Source organism: Flexivirga sp. G2 (genome assembly GCF_055397625.1).
In genome coordinates this window covers 1,161,867-1,176,261 of sequence record NZ_AP039675.1, presented here as the reverse complement: position 1 = coordinate 1,176,261, position 14,395 = coordinate 1,161,867, and the positions used below count along the sequence as shown (strand labels likewise).

12 protein-coding genes and 1 tRNA gene are annotated in these 14,395 nt (G+C 68.4%); 5 read left to right on the top strand and 8 right to left on the bottom strand.

Translation table 11 applies throughout. The features are described from left to right. The first annotated feature begins 74 nt into the window (after window positions 1-74). Entirely contained in the window at window positions 75-2,000 is a 1,926-nt protein-coding gene (locus ACZ50J_RS05785; RefSeq protein WP_464300317.1) for an N-acetylmuramoyl-L-alanine amidase, read from the top strand. Window positions 2,001-2,190: 190 nt separating this feature from the next. On the opposite strand, the gene rho is transcribed toward ACZ50J_RS05785, so the two are convergent. From rho to lysA, 5 genes are all read right to left on the bottom strand, one after another. Then, a complete protein-coding gene (gene rho / locus ACZ50J_RS05780; protein ID WP_464300316.1) occupies window positions 2,191-4,194 on the bottom strand; it encodes a transcription termination factor Rho in 2,004 nt (667 codons plus the stop codon). A 216-nt stretch (window positions 4,195-4,410) separates the two neighbouring features. Next, window positions 4,411-5,352, bottom strand: coding sequence for a homoserine kinase (thrB, locus tag ACZ50J_RS05775; protein WP_464300315.1), 942 nt, complete (start codon window positions 5,350-5,352; stop codon window positions 4,411-4,413). Window positions 5,353-5,367: 15 nt separating this feature from the next. Then, a complete protein-coding gene (gene thrC, locus ACZ50J_RS05770; protein WP_464300314.1) occupies window positions 5,368-6,456 on the bottom strand; it encodes a threonine synthase in 1,089 nt (362 codons plus the stop codon). A gap of 2 nt (window positions 6,457-6,458) precedes the next feature. Further along, window positions 6,459-7,748 (bottom strand): homoserine dehydrogenase, encoded by a 1,290-nt coding sequence (locus ACZ50J_RS05765; RefSeq protein WP_464300313.1) that lies wholly within the window; start codon window positions 7,746-7,748, stop codon window positions 6,459-6,461. 8 nt (window positions 7,749-7,756) lie between these two features. Continuing rightward, window positions 7,757-9,112, bottom strand: coding sequence for a diaminopimelate decarboxylase (gene lysA, locus ACZ50J_RS05760; protein WP_464300312.1), 1,356 nt, complete (start codon window positions 9,110-9,112; stop codon window positions 7,757-7,759). 130 nt (window positions 9,113-9,242) lie between these two features. Between lysA and ACZ50J_RS05755 the strand changes: the two genes are divergently transcribed. After that, window positions 9,243-9,314, top strand: a tRNA-Arg gene (locus ACZ50J_RS05755). Window positions 9,315-9,519: 205 nt separating this feature from the next. Here ACZ50J_RS05755 and ACZ50J_RS05750 read toward each other — a convergent pair. Continuing rightward, entirely contained in the window at window positions 9,520-10,116 is a 597-nt protein-coding gene (locus ACZ50J_RS05750; protein WP_464300311.1) for a helix-turn-helix domain-containing protein, read from the bottom strand. Window positions 10,117-10,183: 67 nt separating this feature from the next. On the opposite strand from ACZ50J_RS05750, the gene ACZ50J_RS05745 reads away from it, so the two are divergent. Genes ACZ50J_RS05745 through ACZ50J_RS05735 form a run of 3 tightly spaced genes read left to right on the top strand, consistent with a single transcriptional unit; the run spans window position 10,184 to window position 12,658 of the window. After that, a complete protein-coding gene (locus ACZ50J_RS05745) occupies window positions 10,184-11,149 on the top strand; it encodes an NAD(P)/FAD-dependent oxidoreductase (RefSeq protein ID WP_464300310.1) in 966 nt (321 codons plus the stop codon). A gap of 35 nt (window positions 11,150-11,184) precedes the next feature. Beyond that, on the top strand, window positions 11,185-11,967 hold the full coding sequence (locus tag ACZ50J_RS05740; RefSeq protein WP_464300309.1) for a sugar phosphate isomerase/epimerase family protein: 783 nt from the start codon (window positions 11,185-11,187) through the stop codon (window positions 11,965-11,967). Window positions 11,968-11,995: 28 nt separating this feature from the next. Then, window positions 11,996-12,658, top strand: coding sequence for a GntR family transcriptional regulator (locus ACZ50J_RS05735; RefSeq protein ID WP_464300308.1), 663 nt, complete (start codon window positions 11,996-11,998; stop codon window positions 12,656-12,658). A 3-nt stretch (window positions 12,659-12,661) separates the two neighbouring features. Here ACZ50J_RS05735 and ACZ50J_RS05730 read toward each other — a convergent pair whose 3' ends face one another. Together ACZ50J_RS05730 and ACZ50J_RS05725 are read right to left on the bottom strand one after the other, a co-directional pair. Further along, complete coding sequence (locus tag ACZ50J_RS05730) at window positions 12,662-13,150, bottom strand: nucleoside deaminase (RefSeq protein WP_464300307.1); 489 nt, start codon at window positions 13,148-13,150, stop codon at window positions 12,662-12,664. A gap of 43 nt (window positions 13,151-13,193) precedes the next feature. Beyond that, window positions 13,194-14,381 (bottom strand): amidohydrolase, encoded by a 1,188-nt coding sequence (locus ACZ50J_RS05725; RefSeq protein WP_464300306.1) that lies wholly within the window; start codon window positions 14,379-14,381, stop codon window positions 13,194-13,196. Between the last annotated feature and the right edge of the window lie 14 nt (window positions 14,382-14,395).

Genomic DNA, 14,395 nt, shown 5'->3' with positions numbered 1-14,395 from the left:
CATGCTCCGGAGTGGCAAGGTGAAAGAGTCAGCTCTCTCGCTGGGCGACCGCCCTTTGATGATCCGGAGTCACGATGAATCGTCCCTTGTCCCGACGCAACTTCCTCGTTGCCGCGCTGGCGGTCCCGGTCGCCGCCACGGCCACCGCTGCCCCGGCTCTCGCAGTGGAGCAGCACGATCAGTTCGCCGCCGCGTCCGCGAAGTATGGCGTGCCGGCCGCCGTGCTGGCCGCCGTCTCTTACGGCCAGACCCGCTGGGAGGACCATGCGGGCCGCCCCAGCACCAGCCTCGGCTACGGCCCGATGCACCTCATCGACGGAGCCGCCGCACAGGCACAGCGCGACGCGGCTGTCGGCAAGGGCGCCGGCACCGCCGGTGTCATCGACACCCTCGGCACGGCTGCCACCTTGACCGGCCTCTCCAAGGACACGCTGCGCACCGACACCGCCGCCAACATCATGGGCGCCGCCGCGATCCTCGCCGGCTCACAGAAGACCCTCGGCCACGCCGTGGGCGCCAACACCGACCCGGCCACCTGGTACGAATCGATCGCTGCGAGTAGCGGATTCACCACCGCATCGACCCAGCGCAGCTTCGCCGACGACGTCATCGCCGACCTTCGGTCCGGCGTCGCGAAGCAGGCGTCGGGCGTGCGCTTGGAGCTGAAGGCCGGCAAGGTCGGCAGCGTCACCGCCCAGCGCGCGGTCGTCACCAAACGGGTCGAGACCGCGGCGGCGAAGGCCAAGCCCGCGCCATACCCGATCGATGCTCCGAAGGGCCTGCCGGTCGACTGGGTGCCGGCGCCATACGAACAACTCAGCGCCGATCCGGGCAACTACGGCAACCACGACCTGGCCCGCCGGCCTGCGTCCCCCGCGCTCAACACCATCGTCATCCACGACATGGAGGGCTACTACGCCGGCAGCCTCAAGCTGGTGCAGGACCCGACCTACCTCGCCTGGAACTACTCGGTCCGCTCCAGTGACGGCCTCATCGCCCAGCACCTGCAGGCCGAGGACGTCGGCTGGCACGCCGGCAACTGGTACGTCAACGCCCACTCGATCGGCGTCGAGCACGAGGGCTTCGCCGTGTCGGGCCCGACCTGGTTCTCCGAGCCGATGTACCGCAAGTCGGCCCGGCTGATCCGCTACCTGTGCGACGAGTACAAGATCCCGGTCGACCGGGCGCACATCATCGGCCACGACCAAGTCCCGGCCACGACGACCGCGGGCATCCCGTCGATGCACTGGGACCCGGGCCCGTTCTGGGACTGGGAGCACTACTTCGAGCTGCTGAATGCTCCGCTCGACAAGGGAACCCGGATCAAGAAGAAGCTCGCCGTCGGCGACGTCATCCGCATCCTGCCCGGCTTCGACGGCAACGAGCAGGTCGTCACCGGCTGCGACACGAACAACCCGCCGATCTGCGTGGTCGACGGCCCGCAACCGGCGACCAACTTCGTCGCGCTGCACGTCCAACCCGACGAAGGCGCCCCGCTCGTCAAGGACATCGGCCTGCACCCGAGCGGCTCGGCGTCGACCACGAAGCCCGACGACGTCGGCGCACGCGCGGCCGCGGGCACGGACTTCGTCGTAGCGGGCGTGTATGGCGACTGGACCGCCATCTGGTACCTCGGCCAGAAGGCGTGGTTCCACAACCCGGCGAAGGCGCCGACGGCGCGGCTGGTGAAGAAGGGTGTGAAGGCAAAACCGAAGCAGGGCAAAGACATTCAGGTCTACGGCCGTGCCTACCCGGAGTCGTCGGCATACCCCGACCCGTCGTGGGACCAGGGTGTCGCGCCGTTCAGCTATGTGTGGGGCGCGGACCAGGAGTACGTCATCGCGGACCAGGACGTCCCGACCGACTACTACAAGGCCTGGTACTACGACATCACCACACCCGACGACCACATCGACATCGTCGGTGAGAACAAGTACTACCTGGTCTACTTCGGGCACCGCGTCATGTACGTCCAGGCGGACGACGTCGAGCTGACCTGACGCCGCCCCCTCCCCATCCCGAGTGACGGCTCTCTCGGCGAGTGACGGTCCTCTTGGGCCGTCACTCGGCGAAGAAGCCGTCATTCGGCATCAGGTGTATGACGAGAGCGCCCCGCGAGCAGTGCTCGCGGGGCGCTCTCCGTCGTGCAGTGACACACGCCTCGGTGGCCCGAGGGGTCGAGGAAAAGGTTCAGTCCTCGTCGTCGAGCTTGATGGAGCTGGTCTGCTGCACCTGCATCAGGAACTCCGTGTTGGACGGGGTCTTCCGCAACCGGTCCAGCAGCAGCTCGATGCCCTGCTGCGAGTCGAGCGCGGCGAGCACTCGACGCAGCTTCCACATGATCTTCAGCTCGTCGTTGCCGAGCAGGATCTCCTCGCGGCGGGTGCTGCTCTGGTTGACGTCGACGGCCGGGTAAATGCGGCGCTCGGCGAGCTGGCGCGACAGGCGCAGCTCCCAGTTACCGGTGCCCTTGAACTCCTCGAAGATGACCTCGTCCATGCGCGAGCCGGACTCGATCAGCGCGGTCGCCAGGATGGTCAGCGAGCCACCGTTCTCGATGTTGCGGGCGGCACCGAAGAACTTCTTCGGCGGGTAGAGCGCTGCCGAGTCGACACCACCGGACATGATGCGGCCGGAGGCCGGCGCGGCCAGGTTGTAGGCGCGACCCAGACGGGTGATGCCGTCCAGCAGCACCACGACGTCCTTGCCGAGCTCCACCAGTCGCTTGGCACGCGCGATGGCGAGCTCGGCGACCTCGGTGTGGTCGGTGGCGGGGCGGTCGAACGTCGAGGAGATGACCTCACCCTTGACCGAGCGCTGGAAGTCGGTGACTTCCTCGGGACGCTCGTCGACGAGCACGACCATCAGGTGGCACTCGGGGTTGTTAGCCGTGATCGCGTTGGCGATCGCCTGCATGACCATCGTCTTACCGGACTTCGCCGGTGCGACGATCAGGCCACGCTGGCCCTTCCCGATCGGTGCGACGAGGTCGATGACGCGGTTCGTGAGGTGCTTCGGGTCGTCCTCGAGACGCAGCCGCTCCTGCGGGTAGAGCGGGGTGAGCTTGCCGAACTCGACGCGCTCCTTGGCCTGCTCGGGCGTCATACCGTTGACGGTGTCCAGGCGCACCAGGGCGTTGAACTTCTGCCGGGTCGGCAGCTGCTCGCCCTCGCGCAGGGCACGGATCGCGCCGGTGACCGCGTCACCCTTGCGCATGCCGTTCTTCTTGACCATGCCCATCGGCACGTAGACGTCGTTCGGGCCCGGCAGGTAACCGCTGGTCCGGACGAAGGCGTAGTTGTCGAGCACGTCGACGATGCCTGCGACGGGCACCAGGACGTCGTCCTCGCGCACCTGCGTGTCGACATCGCCGAAGTCGTCGCCGCGACCGCGACCGCGCTTGCGGTCACGACCACGCTGGCGACGGCGGCCACGGCCGTTGCCGTCGTCGTCGTTCCAGCGGTCGTTGTTCCGGTCGTTGTTCCGGTCGTTGTTGTTGCCCTGGCGGCCACCCTGACGGTTGTTGTTGCCGCCGCCGCCCTGACGGTTGCCGTCGTTGTTGCGGTTGCCGCGGTCACCGTCGTTGCGGTCGTTGCGGTCGTTGTTCCGCTCGTTGCGGTTGCCTTGGCGGTTGTTGCCGCCCTGACGATCGCCGTCGTTGTTGCGGTCAGTGTTGCGGTCAGCGTTGCGGTCGTTGTTGCGGTTGCCACGGTCGCCGTCGTTGTTGCGGTCGTTGCCGCCCTCGGCGCGGTCGGCGGACGTGTCGCCGCCCTTGTCCGCGGACTTGTCGGACCGCTGCTCAGGCTGCTTGTCGGCCTGCTTGTCGGCCTTGGCCTCGACGCTCTTGTCAGTGGAGTTCTTGTCGGCGCCGGCCGGCGCGTCGGCGGCAGGGGCTGCGGCCGGTGCTGCGTCGGAGCGCTCGCCCTCGGCGGGCGTCGCCGGGGCGGCGGTCGCACGACGCGAACGACGCGGCGCGGACTGTGCGGGCTGCGAGCCGCCGGCGGCGGGCTTGTTCTCGCCGCCGCGCTCACGGATAGCCGAGAGGACATCGCTCTTGCGCATCTTGGAGGTGCCGCTGATGCCCATGGTCACCGCGAGCTGCTTGAGCTCGTCCAGCTTCATCGTGCTCAGGTTTCCCCGAGAGCTCGAAGCGGGCGCCGAAGTCGACGCGGAGAGTTCGGTGGTGTCGGTCACGAAGGTTCCTTCCCCCTCGTTCGTCCGGCGCTGAGGCCGGTGTGGGGTATGCAAAAAATGGTTGCTGTCACTTCCGCCTTCACTTCAGCGAAGTAACACTCATCACCGGCATTGCGCGCTACCGAGAATCTCGGTGAGTAACAGTTGCGGTGAGACATCGACATCCGGGACAGAACTGTCACGCGGACGGCTTGAGCCGTCGATGTATGGCCAAACTTACACCGTCGAGGGGCCGGAATGCGAAACGACTCGCACACCGGTCATGGCAATTCCCGGCCACAGCACCTGCCACCCCTCGGGCAGGTCACCGGCATCGATCGCGAATTCGCCTGCGGAGAGGACCAACACGGCCGGCCCGGCTCCGGAGATCGACGCGGCGAGGCCACGCGCCCGCAACCGGTCGACGACCTCCATGCTCTGTTCGTATGACGCCCTGCGGGGCTCCTGGTGCAGCCAGTCGCGGGTCGCCGGCAGCAACAACTCGGGCTCCTCGGTCAGCGCGTGCACGAGCAGGGCGGCCCGTCCCACCGTCGAGGCGGCGGCCGACATCGACACCGTGTCACCCAGTGCGGCCCGTGCCGAGTCGGTCGACAGCGTGGCCTCGGGGAGCAGCAGGGCCACGTTCACGTTCGGGTGCAGCCGTGGCCGCACGGTCCGCCAGCCGTTCCCTTCGTCGTCGGCCCACGAGACGGTCAGTCCGCCGTAGACACTGGCCGACGCGTTGTCCGGGTGCCCCTCGAGATCACTCGCGACGTCGCTGAGCATCGCGAGGGATGCCGGCCCGTCGATGCGGTCGCGGACCAGCGCGAGTGCCAGCGCCATACCGGCGACGATCGCGGCGGCCGACGAACCAAGACCGCGCGAGTGCGGAATCCCGTTGCGGCAGCGCAGGATCAGGCCAGGTGGCGGCTCGATGCCGAGTCGCTGCCACATCGTCAGCGCGGAGCGCCAGATCAGGTGCGACTCGTCGGTCGGCACCGTGTCGGCGCTGTGTCCGTCCACGGTGATCTGCAGTCCCTCTGCAGCCACGGTCGCCTGAACCGTGTCGGTGATTCCGAGCGCGAGCCCCACCGAGTCGAAGCCGGGACCGAGGTTCGCGCTACTCGCCGGCACCTCGACAGTGACGGAGGTACCGACCGAAAACTGTTCTGAATCCATCAGATCCGGCTCCGGTCAGCTTTCCAGTCCGAGTGCGCGCGCCGCGGTGACCGCGTCCACCGGAACCTTCGTCGGCTGCACCTGCTGCCCGTCGGCACCCTGCAGCGCCCACTGCGGATCCTTCAGGCCGTGACCCGTCACGGTGCAGGCGATCGTCGCACCGGCAGGGATCTCGCCGCGCTCGTGCATCATCAACAGCCCGGCGATGCTCGCCGCCGAACCGGGCTCGACGAAGATCCCCTCCTTGCTGGAGATCAGGTGATGCGCCCGCAGGATCTGCTCGTCGGTGACGGCGTCGATCAACCCGCCGGACTCGTCCCGCGCCGCGATGGCCTGCTCCCAGGACGCCGGGTTGCCGATCCGGATCGCCGTCGCGATGGTGTCCGGCTCGTCGACCGGGTGACCCTTGACAATCGGCGCCGCACCCGCAGCCTGGAAGCCCCACATCTTCGGAGTCTTGGTCGCTGCACCGTCGGATCCGACTGCCAATGCAGCGGATTCGCGGTAACCCTTCCAGTAGGCCGTGATGTTGCCGGCGTTGCCGACCGGGAGGCAGTGGATGTCCGGGGCGTCACCGAGGACGTCGATGACCTCGAACGCTGCGGTCTTCTGTCCCTCGATGCGTGCCGGGTTGACCGAGTTGACCAGCTCCACCGGATAGGCCTCGGCCAGCTTGCGGGCCAGGGTCAGGCAGTCGTCGAAGTTGCCGTCCACCTGGAGTAGCTGAGCCCCGTGCGCGATTGCCTGGGCGAGCTTGCCCATCGCGATCTTCCCCTCCGGCACGAGCACGCCGCACGTCATACCGGCCTTGGTCGCGTATGCCGCTGCCGATGCCGATGTGTTACCGGTCGATGCGCAGATGACAGCCTTCGCACCGGCTTTCGCCGCCGCCGAGATCGCCGCCGTCATACCGCGGTCCTTGAACGACCCGGTCGGGTTGAGGCCCTCGAACTTCACGTGCACGTCCGCGCCGACGTGCTTGCTCAGCCACTCGGCGTGGATCAGCGGCGTGCCGCCTTCCCCCAGCGTGACGACCGGAGCGCCCGCCAACATCGGCAGCCGGTCGGCATACTCACGGATAACGCCTCGCCACTGGTTGGCCACAGTTACATTCCTTCCACACGGAGCACAGAGCTGACCTCGTGCACATCATCGAGCTTGCGAAGTTCATCGACGGTGGCGACCAACGAGTCGTCGGTCGCCTGGTTGGTGACGAGCTGCAGGATCGCCAGGCCGTCTTCCGACCGGCGTACGCCCTGACGCATGCTCTCGATCGAAACATCATGCGCGCCAAAGACATTGGCGACCCGCGCGAGCACGCCCGGCCGGTCCAGCACGTCCAACCGGATGAAGTAGCTCGTCCGGGTCCGGGAGATCGGCAGCACCGGGAGTTCGGCGTATGCCGACTCGCGCGGCCCGTGACCGCCCACCACCCGGTGCCGGCCCGCCTGCACGAGATCGCCGAGCACGGCCGACGCCGTCGGTTTGGCACCTGCGCCCTGCCCGTAGAACATCAGCTCACCGGCGAGCGCGGTCTCCAGGAAGACTGCGTTGAACGCGTCGTGCACGCTGGCGAGCGGGTGCGAACGCGGGACCAGGGTGGGATGCACTCGGGCACTGACACCGTCCGGCGTCCGCTCGCAGATCGCGAGAAGCTTGACGACACAACCGATCTTGCGCGCGTCGCGGATGTCGGCGTCGGTGATGCCCATGATGCCTTCGCAGTGGACGTCGTCGCTGGAGACCCGGGTGTGGAACGCGAGGGAGGCGAGGATCGCGGCCTTGGCCTGCGCGTCGTGTCCCTCGACGTCGGCGGTGGGGTCGGCCTCGGCATACCCCAGCTCCTGTGCCTCGGCCAGGACGTCCGGGAGGGCGGCGCCGGTGCGATCCATCTTGTCGAGGATGTAGTTGGTCGTGCCGTTGACGATGCCCATCACCCGATGCACGTCGTCACCCGCGAGGGATTCCCGCAACGGCCGCAACAGCGGTATGGCGCCGGCCACCGACGCCTCGAAGGACAGGTCCACATTGCGCGCATCGGCTGCGGCATACAAGCGGGGGCCGTCGGCACCGAGCAACGCCTTGTTGGCGGTGATGACCGCGGCGCCGTGCTCGATGGCGCGCAGTAGCAACGAGCGTGCCGGCTCGAGGCCGCCCATCAGCTCGACCACCAGGTCGGCGTTGGTCACCAGTGATGCGGCGTCGGTGGTGAAAAGCTCTGCGGGAACACCGGATTCAGGGCGCGGCTTGTCCGCGTCGCGGACGGCGACGCCGATCAGCTCGAGCGGTGCGCCCACGCGCGCGGCCAGGTCGGCCGCGTCATCGGTCAGCTGCCGGGCGACGGCACTGCCGACCACTCCGCAACCGAGCAGCGCAACCTTCAATGGCTGTGCCATACGGATCTTCACTCCCCTTCGAGGGCCAACAGGTCGTCAATGGTCTCGCGGCGCAACCAGGTGCGGACGCCGTCCGGCGTGACGGCCAGCACCGGGGGCCGCGTGACGTGGTTGTACTGGCTGGACAACGCCCGACAGTATGCGCCGGTCGCACCGACCGCGAGCAGATCCCCCGGTCGTATGTCGCCGGGCAGCTGCTGGTTCCGCACCACGATGTCGCCCGACTCGCAGTGTTTGCCCACGACGCGCGCCTGTGTCGTCGGTTCGTCGCTGTGCCGATTGGCAAGCGTGGCAACGTAATCCGCTTCGTACAGGGCCGGACGCGGGTTGTCGCTCATGCCACCGTCGACCGAGATGTAAGTGCGTGTGAGGTCGTCCGTCGCCTGCACCGGTTTGACCGTGCCCACCTCGTAGAGGGTGATACCGGCCGGACCGACGATCGCGCGGCCGGGCTCGATGGAGACCCGCGGCACCGGGGTCTGCGCGGTCTCGCACGCCGATCGCACGATGGCGGCGAGCTGGGTCGCCATCTCCCGCGGCGACAGTGGCTCGTCCTCGGGCACGTACGCGATGCCGAAGCCGCCGCCCAGGTCGAGCTCGGGCAGCACCACCCCGTGATCCCGGGCGACCTCCAGCTGCATGGCGATCAATCGCTCCGCAGCGGCCCGGAAGCCCTCGGAGTCGAAGATCTGCGAGCCGATGTGCGAGTGGAAGCCGAGCAGGTGCAACTCCTCGGGGTGCCGCAGCACCTCCGCGGCGGCCTCCGCCGCTTGACCGCCGGACAGCGAGAAGCCGAACTTCTGGTCCTCGTGCGCGGTCGCGATGAACTCGTGCGTGTGCGCCTCGACGCCGGTCTTCACGCGCAACATGATGCTGACGCGCACACCCTTGCGACGGGCCGCTGCCACGACGCGCTCGATCTCCTCCAGCGAGTCGACGATGATCCGGCCGACGCCGTAGTCGACCGCGGCGTCGATCTCGGCCACCGACTTGTTGTTGCCGTGCATGCCGGTGCGCGCTCCGGGGAACCCGGCCTTCGCCGCCACCGCCAACTCCCCGCTGGTGCAGACGTCGAGGTTCAGGCCCTCGGTGTCGAGCAGCCGGACCAGTGCCGAGCAGAGGAACGCCTTCCCCGCGTAGAACACGTCGCAGGTGGACCCGATGGCCTCGAACGCCGCGCGGAACTCGTCCCGGAAGTCGCGTGCCCGGGTGAGCAGATCCGGCACGTCGACGAGGTATGCCGGAGTGCCGTACGTCGCCGCCAGCTCCGTCAACGTCGTGCCGTGCAACGCGAGACCGCCGTCCGTGGTCTCGGCGAGACCGGACGGCCAGATGTGAGCATCGAGTCGATTCGCGGAAGTCACGGGCGACACGATACGGCGGGGCGGGCTGCGCCATACGGCCTCGTCCGGCGGCTGAACACCACGCCCGGATGCGACCGTGTCGAGAGCACCCCTCGATGACTGATAATCTTGCCCACGCGGTTCGCCGCACGCCCCCGTAGCTCAGGGGATAGAGCACCGCCCTCCGGAGGCGGGAGCGCAGGTTCGAATCCTGCCGGGGGCACAAAAATCGTCGCAGCTTGCTGCGACTTTTTTTGTGCCCCCGGGAGAAGTAACAGGCGCCTCGGACGACCGAGGAACGAGGTCGCACGAGACGCCGACGGGGGCACCGCAGCTTGCTGCGACTCTTTTGTGCCCCCGGGAGAAGCAACAGGCGCCTCGGACGACCGAGGAACGAGGTCGGACGAGGCGCCGACGGGGGCACCGCACTAACTGCCGGACGCTGCGCGCGGCCGGGCTCGCACGTGCGCCTTCTCCCCCTGCTTGCCAAAGAGGCTGAGGAACTCCACGGGATGCTCGTCGGCGGCGCCGAACCAGTGCGGCGTGCGGGTGTCGAACTCCGCCGCCTCTCCCGGCTTCAGCACCAGGTCGTGGTCGGCCAGCACCAGCCGCAGGTTGCCGGTCAGCACGTAGACCCAGTCGTAGCCCTCATGCGTCTTCAGAGTCGGCTCCTGGCGGCGGCGCCGGCCCGGTATGACGAACTTGTACGCCTGGATCCCGCCGGGTCGACTGCTGAGCGGGACCATCGTCATTCCGTGGGCGCTCACCGGCCGCAGGTTCACGCGCGGATCACCGGTCGGCGGCGCATCGACGAGTTCGTCGAGGGTCACCCGATAGGTCTCGGCCAGCGGCAGCAGCAGTTCCAGCGTCGGACGACGCCCGCCGGACTCGAGGCGCGACAGTGTGCTCACCGCGACGTCGGTTGCGAGCGCGACCTCGGTCAGGGTGAGCCCGCGCTGCTCACGCAATTGGCGCAGCCGTGGGCCGACAGCGGTCAGTGCAGCTTCCAGATCCTTTGTCGCCATACCTGGTAGTTTGCCATAACAGCAACAAAGTTTGCCGTTTCGGAGGCGTTGATCCCATCCTGGCCGTATGACGACAACAGACGCACTCGACACCGACTACGACGTGGCGGTCATCGGCGGCGGCGCCGCCGGCCTGAGCGGGGCGCTCATGCTCGGCCGCTCCCGGCGGTCCGTCGTGGTGATCGACGCCGGCGCTCCCCGCAACGCACCGGCGGACGGCATCCACGGCCTCCTCGGGTATGACGGCATGCCGCCCGCCGAATATCTGCGCCGAGGCACCGCAGATGTTGCTCGCTATGGCGGCAATGTCATCGCCGGGGAAGTCGCCGAAATCACCCGCGACGACGCCGGATTCGCGCTGACGCTCACCGACGGTCGTGCGACCCGCGCACGTCGGGTCCTGCTCGCCACGGGCTTGGTCGACGAGCTCCCCGACGTCGACGGGTTGGCCGAACGTTGGGGACGGGACCTGGTCCACTGCCCCTACTGCCACGGCTGGGAGGTCCGCGATCGCGCGATCGCGGTCCTTGCGACGGGTCCGATGGCGTTCCACACCACTCTGCTCTGGCGTCAGCTGTCGGATCGAGTCGTGTTGCTGCGCAACGGGATCGACTTCTCGGCGGAGCAACTCGCGCAGCTCGCAGCACGGGGTGTGCGCATCGCCGAGGGGCGGGTGCAGTCGGTGGTCACCACCGATGACGCCATCACCGGTGTCGAGTTGGCCGACGGCACCATCGTCGTCTGTGAGGTCGTCACCGTCGGCAGCCACATGGCGGCGCGGGGAGCCGAGCTGCTCTCCGCACTCGGACTGACGCTCACCGAACACCCCTCGGGCATGGGCTCCTACCTGGTCACAGATCCGGCCGGGCGCACCGAGGCACCGGGTGTCTGGGCAGCCGGGAACATCACCGACCTGTCGGCGCAGGTCGGCGCCGCGGCAGCGGCCGGCGCGATGGCCGGCGCCCAGATCAATGCTGATCTGGCAATGGAGGAGGCCGCGGACGCGGTTGCCGACCGAGCGAAGGCCGGCTGACCCGACAACGGCACCCGCGGGCCTAGCCTGTGGTCATGCCAGAGGAGTCCTCGTCGCCCGCCTGGATTGACCGCACCGGCATCTGCTCAGTGACCTTCCGACAGCTGTCACAGGCGCAGCTGGTCGCCGCCACGGCGGCCGCCGGACTGCGCCGGATCGAGTGGGGTTCCGACATACACGCGCCCGCCGATGACGCCAAGGCGCTCGACGCGGTCCGTGCGCGCACTGCGGACGCGGGCCTCGAGGTCAGCTCCTACGGCAGCTACTGGCGGGCCGGTGATCGTGAGGCGTCCCCGCCGATCGAGGAGCTGGTCACCGCCGCCACCCGACTCGGTGCTCCGCGGATCCGGGTGTGGGCTGGCTCGGTCGGCTCCGCGGAATGTGCTGCGCCGCAACGACTTCGGATCATCGAGGACCTTCGGCACGCCGCACAGGTGGGCGCCGACAACGGCATACGGATCGGGCTGGAGTTCCACCGGCTGACGCTGACCGACACCGTCGATTCGACGCTGCAACTGCTGGACGAGGTCGGCCACGACAACCTAGCGACCTACTGGCAGCCGCCGCTCGACGAGCCCGCCACCGTCGCCGTCGACGGTTTGCGGCGGCTGGTGGATCGAGTCTGCGGGGTGCACGTCTTCTCCTGGTGGCCGTTCGCCGACCGCCTGCCGCTCGCCGACCGCGCGGACCTCTGGCAGGACGTGATCACCCTGTTGCGCAAGAGCGCACCGCCGCTCGACCTGCTGCTGGAGTTCGTGCCGGACGACGATCCGGCGCTGCTCCCGCGCGAGGCCGGCACGCTGCGGTCCTGGCTCTGAGCCCGGGAGCCAGTGCGAAGATGCCGGGATGAGTGCAACGAGCGGGAGCGAGCCCGAGTCCGCCAGAGTGGTCCGTCGCCTACGCGACGAGATCCTCGACGGCGCGCGCGCACCGGGCAGCAGGCTCGTGGAGCGCGACATCGCCGAGGCGTTGGCGGTGAGCCGGGTGCCGGTCCGCGACGCCCTGAAGGCGCTGGAGGCCGAGGGTCTGGTCACGCTCCGTCCGCGGACCTGGGCGATCGTGCGGGAGTTCACCCCCAGCGACATCGCCGACCTCAACGAGGTGCGATCAGCGGTCGAGGTGCTCACCCTCCGACTGGTGGCACAGCGGCACACCCGCGAAGAACTCGCCCGGTTGCGCGCAACGGTCGATGCGGAGCTGGCGGCGGCCGAGGCCGGCGATCCGGTCGCCGCCCGCCGGGCCGCCGCCGACTTCCACGAGGTGGCCACCGAGCTGAGCGGCAATCTGCTGCTGCGCGAATGGATGCAGGTGATCCGCAGTCGGATGCGCTGGCTCATGGCGCAGCACGACGACCTCCTCCACATCGCCCGCGAGCACGAGGCGCTGTATGACGCAATCGCCCGGCGTGACGTCGAACGAGTCAGCGAGCTGGCCACGAATCACCTTGCGAACACACAAAATTTGGTCGGCCGGAGCGACGACGGGGCGGCCGCAGCGCGTCGCCCGTGAGCGTCATACGGCCTGGGCTGGATCCTGTTCGGCCGCGCGCTGCTGCCACTGCCGGTAGACGTTCACGGCGTCGGCTCGCTCGTCGAAGCGCATCGGCAGGCGACGCTCCTGCCACGGGGTGGCGATCTGCTCGTAGAACGTCCCGAGCTCGAAGTACTTGCGGTCGTCCACGTAGTACGGCGCATAGTCGTCCCGCGTGGTGAGGAAGACGACCTCGGCCGGCGAGCAGTAGTACAACGAGCCCAGGCACATCGGGCACGGGTGCGCGAGGACGTAGATCGTCGCGTCGGTGAGGTGCTCGGTTCCGAGCTTGGTGCACGCCTCGCGGATCGCGATGATCTCGGCGTGGGCCGTCGGGTCGTGCGTCTGCGCAACGAGGTTCGGGCTCTCCGCGAGCACCTCACCGTCGCGGACGATGACGGTCGCGAACGGGCGACCGCCCTCCTCGACGTTGCGTCGGGCGAGGTCGATCGTGCGCTGGGCGAAATCCATTGGTAATACTCCTTGTTCGATAGTTGTTGCGTGGTCGAACCGCTCAGACGAGGACCTCTCCGGCACGGCTCACCACGCGACCACCGGCGATGACGAGCTCGCGGCGCGGGCCGCAAACCAGCGCGTCCGGCACGTTCTCCGCGTCCAGCAGGACGAAGTCGGCACGCGCGCCGACGACGAGGTCGTGCACCTCCCGATGGACGTATGGCGCAGCCTTCGAGGTCGCCAATTCCACTGCGAGACAGAGCTCTTCGTCGGTGTGCAATCCGTGCAATCGGGCGAATCCGAGCGCGACCTTCAGCAGGTCACCGTCCCCGAACGGTGACCACAGGTCACGGATGCCGTCGGTGCCGAGTCCGATGCCGACACCGCGATCCAGCATCCGCCGCCACGGCAGTGGCGCGGATCCGGGCGGTGCGACGGTCGCCCACGAGATGCCCGCATCGCCGAGCGCGTCGACGATCTCGTCCTGGCGAGCAGCCGCCAGCTGACCGAGTGCGAACCCATGGGACACCGTGACCTTGCCCTGCAGCCCGGCGCGCACCGTGCGATCGATGATCAACTCGTACTGGAACGCGCCCAGTTCGCCACGATCGTGCAGGTGGATGTCGAGACCGACCCCGCGGCGCTCGGCGATCTCGAAGAGACCGTCGAGCTGCTCGACCGGATCACGGTCGATGCCGGCCGGATCCAGTCCGCCGATGCTGGTCGCTCCGGCAGCCGCTGCCCGGTCCAGCAGGTCCATGACCCCCGGCCGCCGCACCACTCCGTCCTGCGGAAAGGCGACGATCTCGACGTCCACAGCACCGCCGAGCTGCTCCGCGGCCTCGCGCACGTGCTCGATGCCACGCAGGCCGACACCGAGGTCGACGTCAACGTGCGTGCGGGTCGCAGTCGTGCCGTGGCGCAGAAACTCGCGCAGCACGGCGAGCACTCCGTCGGTGCTCGGTATCCCATAGCGGTCGCGTTCTGCGCGCTCGTGCGCGATGCGCCCGACCGTGGTCGGGCTTCCGCCATACGACACCCAGGGCTTGCCCCACCAACTCTTGTCGACATGCGCGTGCGCATTGACGAAGCCTGGCAATGCGAGTAATCCGCGTCCGTCGATCGTTGCCGAGGAATCCGTACCGGCGCCGGTCGGCTGTATGTCGGCAACCCGTCCGTTGGTGATAGCCACGTCGACAGCTGGCCCACCCCAGGGGCGGATGTTCGTCAGTCTCGAGTCAACCATTCATAAATGGTATA

What these genes read in the sequence shown, in the direction of transcription:
- thrB (WP_464300315.1), bottom strand. Translation starts at nt 5,352, where the DNA reads ATGGATTCAGAACAGTTTTCGGTCGGTACCTCCGTCACTGTCGAGGTG.
- ACZ50J_RS05765 (WP_464300313.1), bottom strand. Translation starts at nt 7,748, where the DNA reads ATGGCACAGCCATTGAAGGTTGCGCTGCTCGGTTGCGGAGTGGTCGGC.
- ACZ50J_RS05750 (WP_464300311.1), bottom strand. Translation starts at nt 10,116, where the DNA reads ATGGCGACAAAGGATCTGGAAGCTGCACTGACCGCTGTCGGCCCACGG.
- ACZ50J_RS05785 (WP_464300317.1), top strand. Translation starts at nt 75, where the DNA reads ATGAATCGTCCCTTGTCCCGACGCAACTTCCTCGTTGCCGCGCTGGCG.
- ACZ50J_RS05745 (WP_464300310.1), top strand. Translation starts at nt 10,184, where the DNA reads ATGACGACAACAGACGCACTCGACACCGACTACGACGTGGCGGTCATC.
- ACZ50J_RS05735 (WP_464300308.1), top strand. Translation starts at nt 11,996, where the DNA reads ATGAGTGCAACGAGCGGGAGCGAGCCCGAGTCCGCCAGAGTGGTCCGT.
- ACZ50J_RS05730 (WP_464300307.1), bottom strand. Translation starts at nt 13,150, where the DNA reads ATGGATTTCGCCCAGCGCACGATCGACCTCGCCCGACGCAACGTCGAG.
- ACZ50J_RS05740 (WP_464300309.1), top strand. Translation starts at nt 11,185, where the DNA reads ATGCCAGAGGAGTCCTCGTCGCCCGCCTGGATTGACCGCACCGGCATC.
- ACZ50J_RS05725 (WP_464300306.1), bottom strand. Translation starts at nt 14,381, where the DNA reads ATGGTTGACTCGAGACTGACGAACATCCGCCCCTGGGGTGGGCCAGCT.